This window comes from Psychrobacter sp. HII-4 (assembly GCF_904846595.1).
GTDB lineage: Bacteria > Pseudomonadota > Gammaproteobacteria > Pseudomonadales > Moraxellaceae > Psychrobacter > Psychrobacter celer.
In genome coordinates, this window is record NZ_CAJHBJ010000057.1 from 1 (window position 1) to 7,058 (window position 7,058).

The following is a 7,058-nucleotide window of genomic DNA, read 5'->3' on the forward strand; positions in this document are numbered from 1 at the left end:
AGATCTCAAGCTCGCCTGTGTCGCTACGGACTCTCTTTTTAGTGTGCCCATTGCGCTTGTTAGGCTTATCTGCTTTTTCATGCTTGGGGTAGCCGAGATGCTCTTCCATTTCTGCTTCTAGGGCAGTATCAATAAAGGACTGCATGAGCTGCTTTTGAAAGTCTTTGATGTCATCGAAGCTTTTCATGCTACCAGCCATTTGCTCGGCCAGTTTTTTAATGTCAGATTGGTTAGTCATTGCTTATTCTCCGGTTAGTGGATTATAAGCAGTTACACACTTTTTAGGAAAGGCTCTAAGATGATTGACTCGTATCTACCTTTAATACCTATCATCGCTCTATATTTATTCACCTTTTTTCATAACAAGAAAAAAGGTAGGCAACTTATTTTAAAAGATAAACTACTTATTAATACAATGTTATTTTTATGGGTAACCGCAGGATTGTGGGGTGGGATCGCCTATATTCTTGATCCCAATGAGATGGGACGTTCTATTGTAACAACCAGTTATTCTTATTTATACACCACAGGTAGAGTGTTAGGGTTTTGGGTTATTGCTTTAACGTATACGCTGTTTTTTCATTGGCTTTTAAAACCTAATAGTTCATTTATCTATTCAAAAAACGCAGTGCTGAATGAAGAGTCAGATGTATTGTGGATAGGGTATAAGATCATGTTTTTAGCCATGTCGGTTGTGGTCGGTCTGTCAGGTGGATATGGATTCTTAACTCGAACTTGCTGGGGGTTGGAGAGAATAAGGTATATCAACGATACATTTATGTGGTGGGTAGAGCTATTCTGGTGTATTGCAGGTCTAGTTGGTATTTGGACTTATTTCAGATATATAAGGTACTGGAATGGAAAAAACTCTACCTAGCAAATACTCGTTTTAAAGCTTTTACGTCCGCTGTAAGCCATGCCATTAATACTCTACAAGCTTAATAAGTATATCCCAGCGGAACCAACTAAAAAGGCTTATTAATCAATTAACAGACTACTTATAGTAGACTGCCGTAGTAGAACCACTTAATGAGTACTGAGCATCTTCGGTCTTTCCTTGGCCACATCAGCAATCAGATGCCGTGAGCACTTGGTCATACCTTGTATCTCAGAATAGCTATGACCTGATTTGAGCAGACTGGCGATAATCTTGCGCTTTTCGATATCCTTCCTACGTCCTGAATACTTACCTTCTGCCTTAGCACGAGCAATACCTTGCTGCTGACGGTTACGGCGATCTTCATAGTCTTTTCGAGCAATGGCTGCGAGCATATCCAGCATCATCGAGTTAATGGCCTGCAATACACTGCTCATAAATTCTGTACTGCTTTCAGATTGAAGCGCCATATATGAGGTCGGCAGCTCTTTTGATACGATAGAGAGCTTTTTCTCTGATAGCATTCTTTTTAGCGTATCCCAATCAGCTTGGTTCAAACGCGCCAAGCGATCAATCTGCTCAACTAAGATCACATCGCCCTTATGAGCGTCTTCAATCAGCTGCATCAGCTTTGGTCGCGCCAAGATAGCGCCTGATTCGTTTTCGACATAGAAGGCAGCAATTTTGTGGCCATGATCGTTGGCAAATGCTATGAGCTCGCTTTTGGCACGCTTAGCATCTTGTTCTTTGGTAGACGCTCGTAGATACGCTCTAATAAACATAAACACCTAAAATAGTCTGTTATAAGTGGTTCCATTATACCAGTCTGTTTTAAGTGGTCTGTTAATAGGTTTGAAGGGTGAAATAGGTGGTTCCCTTAGGGTATAACTATTCGATATCTACACCGCTCTCTCTAATATCTTTGACGAGTTTTTCAAAATAATTATCGCTATCACTCATTAAGCGATCGTATTCTTGTTTGAGTAAATACTCGATGACATGCTTTTTTTTCATACCACCATATCCATATAACGCAATCATCGTAAGTTGATGCGAACTTTCTTTGCTTATCAACATATCCAAGCGCTTAGCGCCCTTTTTTATATGATGTTCTCGGTGGCGCTTTTGACGTTCGTTGACATTACTCATAGTATAATCCTGTTACCGTGTAACTTTATTATACTCGTTACACGGTAACATACAAGATATATAGTATTAAAATACTAAGTAGATATTTAATATTATTCTTATATAACCTTCCTTTTGGATAATGGCATGAGCAAATGTTCAGCTTCGACGCTATAATAGCCTCTATAAAAACTCATATTTATGGACATAGTTATGGAAGGAATAGTTGTATTTATATTCATTGGTTTAGCTGTATTAAGCATGTTAGCTGTACTTTGGTATTTATTTCAAACTGTCCGTATCATGTGGGCATATAACTCATTATTAGCGATTGCATCAGTGTTTTTTAGTCCTATTGTTCACATTATTTTTTACTTTATGCCTAAAGATAACTTTGATAAACATGAAGCAGGATTATTTAAGAAATACTTCTTATCTATTGGGCTAATTGCCTTATTGGGTGTTGTGGCTAGTGTTGTTATACCCGCTACGCAAGTGCGAAACTCAATTAAGAGTGTTGACAATGGAGAGGTAGAAGCACAAGAAAATGTGATGGTTCAAGATAGCCTTAGTGATGAAGAATTAGCGAGACAAGGCGACGTTCATGCTCAATGGCGTCTTGGTCAAATGTACTACAATGGCGAAGGTGTACGTCAAGACTATGCTAAAGCCTTTGAGTGGTATCAAAAAGCTGCTGCACAGGGTAATCCAGGAAGCGAATATTACGTTGGAGTAATGTACTACAATGGCGAAGGTGTACGTCAAGACTATGCTAAAGCCTTTGAGTGGTATCAAAAAGCTGCTGCACACGAGAATTCAGGAGTGGCTTATGCTCAGTATAACCTTGGAGTAATGTACTACAACGGCGAAGGCGTGCGTCAAGACTATGCTCAGGCAAAAGAGTGGGTTGGTAAGGCTTGCGATAATGGTCTGCAAATAGGTTGTGATAAATATAGAGAGTTAAACTAATCAGAGAGTATTGAAATGTCTAACTTTATTGAAAACAAAAATCGCCTAATAAATTTAAACCATGTTGAAAGTATTTGAATACTTGGAAAGCTTTAGCGCGGCTTGAAGAAGGTAAATCTATATTTAAAGATAAAAATTAATGCCCGTATCAAAGCAGAGCCGATCCCAGATTCTGTGTAATAGCCCAGAGAGTACACTATGAAGTACACTGCAATTATCTATGTAACTCGAATCACTGCTGCCATTAACCTACAGCCTAAGATTCAAGTCCTCACTAGGGAACCGAACCAGTGAATGAGCCTGATTGGTTCACCGCAGGTATAGCTTTTGAAACCATTTTTCTTTATATTGTCACTTAGACAGGCTGGGCATTTGATGTATAGTGTCATTTGCATTTCACTATTTATCAATTTCTCAGCCTGTTTTTTCCAGCCTACTTTTTGAACCGCCACCCGGATATAAATGTAGCTATGAATAAAACAACTTTTAAAATATCGAAGATGGACTGCCCTTCGGAGGAAAACCTAATCCGAATGAAATTAGAGGGCCACTCGAATATTGAACATCTTGAGTTCGACATTCCTAACCGTCAATTAACTGTGTTTCATCATGACAATATAGAAGGGATAGAGACTGCTATTCATGACCTAAAATTAGGAGACACCCTACTCTCGACCGAAACCATTGACCCCTCTGATCCCAACAATAATTTTAAAATTGATGCTGACTCTAGTCACAAAAAAGATGCTGAGCAAAGAAAGCTGCTATGGATAGTGCTGGTCATTAACTTTGCTTTCTTTATTATTGAAATGAGCACGGGACTGATTTCTCGTTCGATGGGGTTGGTCGCCGACAGCTTAGATATGTTAGCAGATAGCTTCGTGTACGGAATTAGCTTATTTGCGGTCGGTGGAACGGTCATTAAGAAAAAACGGATTGCTAGAATTGCCGGATATTTTCAAATTACGCTAGCGATTCTTGGTTTTTTAGAAGTACTAAGACGTTTCTTTGGCAATGAGCAGTTACCTGACTTTTCTACCATGATAGTCATATCGATTCTTGCGCTAATTGCAAACTCGATTTGCCTCTATTTACTACAAAAATCGAAAAGCAAAGAAGAAGCCCATATGCAAGCCAGTATGATTTTCACTTCAAACGATGTGATTATCAATTTAGGGGTAATTGTTGCAGGGATTTTGGTTAATTGGTTACACTCTAGTACGCCTGATTTGATTATTGGTAGCATCGTATTTGCTTTAGTTATTCAGGGCGCCTTTAGAATATTGAAGTTGAGTAAGTAGCCAAGCCTAATAACTGAAGCAAATAGCTCAAGTAAGTAGCTTAATTAAACCGCTAAGTGTAAAGTAACTGGGTTTGAAGCAAATAAACATCATAAGGATATGAGACCTCAAGCAATGATTGAACAAACTTTAAATCTAGTCACCACCAAAGACCATCAGCAAGTTGCCGTTTGGCGAATAATAGATGATGAAGTCTTTGATAAGAATCTGGTGGTGGTCAACTAATTTAGGACACTAATAAAATTCAAACCTACATCGCCATTACTTATAACCCTGAGTCGAGAACGGATAATAATTATAAGCGTTGGGGCAACTTTTATGACCGCCAAGATCTGTTAGTAGGTGACGAGTTGGTGGAGTGTATGTAACAATGGCAATTCTATGGTTATGGGCTGTTGATGGTATTCGACCAACGACATGGGACATATTAGGTACAGCAGTGGCACTTCTAGGTATGGCTATTATTATGTTTGCACCGCGCAATACATAGGATACGGTTGTTTTAACCATCACGTGCTAAAAACTCCAATAGAGTGGGAACATTCTCTCTAGCACTGCGTCCAGCACCAATCAGAGTGGCAGAACCTGGGCTTGCCCAGTCACCATAACCAAATAACCATAACCGAGGCTCCTTGACCGCTTGCCCATCTTTAACTTGCACTTTTCCATCAGCTTCTAAGACATTTAAAGGTGCTAGATGGTCAAGATTTGGTTCAAACCCAGTACACCAAATAACGGCATCTATCGTTTCTTCACTACCATCAGCCCAAATGACGCCTTGTTGAGTAAATTGGCTGAACATAGGTACTGAATGTAAGATACCTTTGTCACGTGCCGCCTTGACGGGAGGCACCATGACGATATCACCGATACCGCCCTCAGGATCACCATTATTGCTGCCAGTAATACGTGCTGTTGCTCTTTCAAACAGGACACGTCCATCGACATCATCGGCTAAAAACAATGGGGGCTCACGTGTTACCCAGCTGGCGTTAGCCACTTCAGCCAGCTCCGCATAGATTTGTGCACCTGAATTACCACCACCTACTACCAATACGCGCTTATTTCTGTAGGCGTCTGGGCCTTCATAATGCGCGGAGTGGCATTGCTCCCCAAGATACGCTTGCTGACCTTTGATAGAAGGAATTATAGGATTGCTCCAGGTTCCCGTTGCGCTCACGACGGTTTTTGCCAACCATGTAAAACTTCCATCAGTCACCCGTAAGCAATTGTTTTCATCATCACGCTGTACGCTTTGGACTTGATAAGGTCGGTAGATTGGTAACTTATAATGTTCTTCGTAGTCAGCAAGGTAATGGATGACCTCGTCTCTATGGGGATACTCTCCATCTTTTGCTTTTGGCATCAAGCGACCTGGCAAGGAGCTCATAAGAGCAGGAGAAAATAGGCGTAACGATGGCCAAGTATGCTGCCACGCGCCGCCACTTTGGTCTTGATTGTCAAGAATGATGAAGTCAAGTTTCGCACGTCTCAGATAGTAGCCAACGGCTAAACCGGCTTGACCACCGCCGATAATGATGGTGTCGAATACTTTAATTGACATAATGCTCCTTAGTGTCTGCTACCAGAAAAATCGGTGGTGTTCTAAAAAGTATGCTGGCATCAGACATAGCCATAATTGACATAGAAGAATACCAAATCAAACACCTTAAAGTGGTTATCAAACTTCTTTGAGAAGCAGCAGGTCTTTCGAACGGCTCGTCGCAATCGGTGCCTAAGGCGACAGTTATTACCTTCTATGCCTACCGTATGCTGCTTGCCGATTTGTTTCTTGTCAGGCTTGAATGCGGTTATAAAGCTATCCCAGTTATCCATGCTAATAGAGCCATAGCTGACTTTCAGTTGTTTAAGACGGGCTCTTAGCTTCTTAGCTGTTTTCAGGTCACGTTTGCCCCAGACATAAGCGACAATCTCATTGGTAGCGCGGTCATAAGCATAAATAAGCCAAACTTTACGCTTCTTGCGATACACGTAAGTCCAAAACTCATCAACCTCTAAGTGTTCATAATAGCGCTTCTTAGGCGCAATCTTATAAACAGATGAGCCTATGGTGCTAAGCACTTTACCAATGTTAACTGAGGCTATAATAGCAATGTCTCTGACGCCACAGCCTCTCACTGTCATTAGCCGTATTTTATCTTCTATTCTAGAGTGACAGCCGTTATAAGTTAGGGCATGATCGCCAATAAACTGGCGTTTGCAGTCCTTACATTGATAGTTCTGCTTGCCATAGCTTTTTTTGCCGTGTATCGAAAAACTGGGACTGTGACAGTCGGGGCAATTGATCTGTATTTGTGTCTTCATAACCTCAAATATATCATCTTGCTTCGGCTGTCACCCTTCTTTTATTACTCCAGCATACTTTTTGATACACCACCGAATACCTCAAGACGTTTGAGCGAGGCAGACTAGCTGACTTTGATAAAATGCTGGCTAACAAGTTACCGCAAGTGCTAGATGATAAACAGCGTAAGAACAAGGTGCGTAACCTGTTGCAGAAAATGCGCCGTGATGGTTTAGTGACCTCTAAAAATCAAACTTGGTATCTTGCAGATAGCTAGGTTTAGCTAAAAGGTAGCTAGATGCGGCTAAACGTAGCTAAAAGCAGCTAAGTGTAGCTAGATCTAGCTAAAAATACCCCACTCTCAACTTCGAAAGTGATTGAAAAAAGAAGAGCACCTCACTAATCTATTGTTTTCGACCAAGAATACAATGGAGTTGTGAGATGCCCATAGACGAATTTATCATCAATATCTATTTAA

Annotated in this window: 8 protein-coding genes and 2 pseudogenes; 4 read left to right on the forward strand and 6 right to left on the reverse strand. The window is 40.7% G+C overall.

Annotation, left to right across the window (positions count from 1 at the left end; genetic code table 11):
- Positions 1-238, reverse strand: a 238-nt coding sequence (locus JMX98_RS13115) for a transposase (protein WP_201587227.1), incomplete at its 3' end; no start/stop codon positions are given.
- 60 nt (positions 239-298) lie between these two features.
- Here JMX98_RS13115 and JMX98_RS13120 point away from each other — a divergent pair.
- On the forward strand, positions 299-877 hold the full coding sequence (locus tag JMX98_RS13120; protein ID WP_201587229.1) for a hypothetical protein: 579 nt from the start codon (positions 299-301) through the stop codon (positions 875-877).
- 149 nt (positions 878-1,026) lie between these two features.
- Here JMX98_RS13120 and JMX98_RS13125 read toward each other — a convergent pair whose 3' ends face one another.
- Both JMX98_RS13125 and JMX98_RS13130 read right to left on the reverse strand, forming a co-directional pair.
- Positions 1,027-1,659, reverse strand: coding sequence for a recombinase family protein (locus JMX98_RS13125; protein WP_201587231.1), 633 nt, complete (start codon positions 1,657-1,659; stop codon positions 1,027-1,029).
- Between the two features lie 106 nt (positions 1,660-1,765).
- Complete coding sequence (locus tag JMX98_RS13130) at positions 1,766-2,026, reverse strand: hypothetical protein (RefSeq protein ID WP_201587232.1); 261 nt, start codon at positions 2,024-2,026, stop codon at positions 1,766-1,768.
- Between the two features lie 192 nt (positions 2,027-2,218).
- Here JMX98_RS13130 and JMX98_RS13135 point away from each other — a divergent pair, with 192 nt between their 5' ends.
- Positions 2,219-2,974 carry a tetratricopeptide repeat protein gene (locus tag JMX98_RS13135; RefSeq protein WP_227680181.1) on the forward strand — a complete coding sequence of 252 codons (756 nt, stop codon included), beginning with the start codon at positions 2,219-2,221 and terminating at the stop codon, positions 2,972-2,974.
- A 320-nt stretch (positions 2,975-3,294) separates the two neighbouring features.
- Here the strand turns inward: JMX98_RS13135 and JMX98_RS13140 are convergent.
- A pseudogene (locus JMX98_RS13140) lies at positions 3,295-3,369 on the reverse strand (IS1 family transposase); the annotation flags it as partial.
- Positions 3,370-3,444: 75 nt separating this feature from the next.
- On the opposite strand from JMX98_RS13140, the gene JMX98_RS13145 reads away from it, so the two are divergent.
- Both JMX98_RS13145 and JMX98_RS13150 read left to right on the forward strand, forming a co-directional pair.
- Positions 3,445-4,275, forward strand: coding sequence for a cation transporter (locus JMX98_RS13145; RefSeq protein ID WP_087814222.1), 831 nt, complete (start codon positions 3,445-3,447; stop codon positions 4,273-4,275).
- 352 nt (positions 4,276-4,627) lie between these two features.
- Positions 4,628-4,765 (forward strand): annotated as a pseudogene (locus tag JMX98_RS13150) (hypothetical protein); the annotation flags it as partial.
- 12 nt (positions 4,766-4,777) lie between these two features.
- Here JMX98_RS13150 and JMX98_RS13155 read toward each other — a convergent pair.
- Together JMX98_RS13155 and JMX98_RS13160 are read right to left on the reverse strand one after the other, a co-directional pair.
- The gene (locus JMX98_RS13155) at positions 4,778-5,839 is read right to left on the reverse strand and encodes an ArsO family NAD(P)H-dependent flavin-containing monooxygenase (RefSeq protein ID WP_201587234.1); all 1,062 of its coding nucleotides are present in this window, start codon (positions 5,837-5,839) and stop codon (positions 4,778-4,780) included.
- 59 nt (positions 5,840-5,898) lie between these two features.
- A complete protein-coding gene (locus tag JMX98_RS13160) occupies positions 5,899-6,600 on the reverse strand; it encodes an IS1 family transposase (protein WP_201587235.1) in 702 nt (233 codons plus the stop codon).
- Positions 6,601-7,058 lie beyond the last annotated feature (458 nt).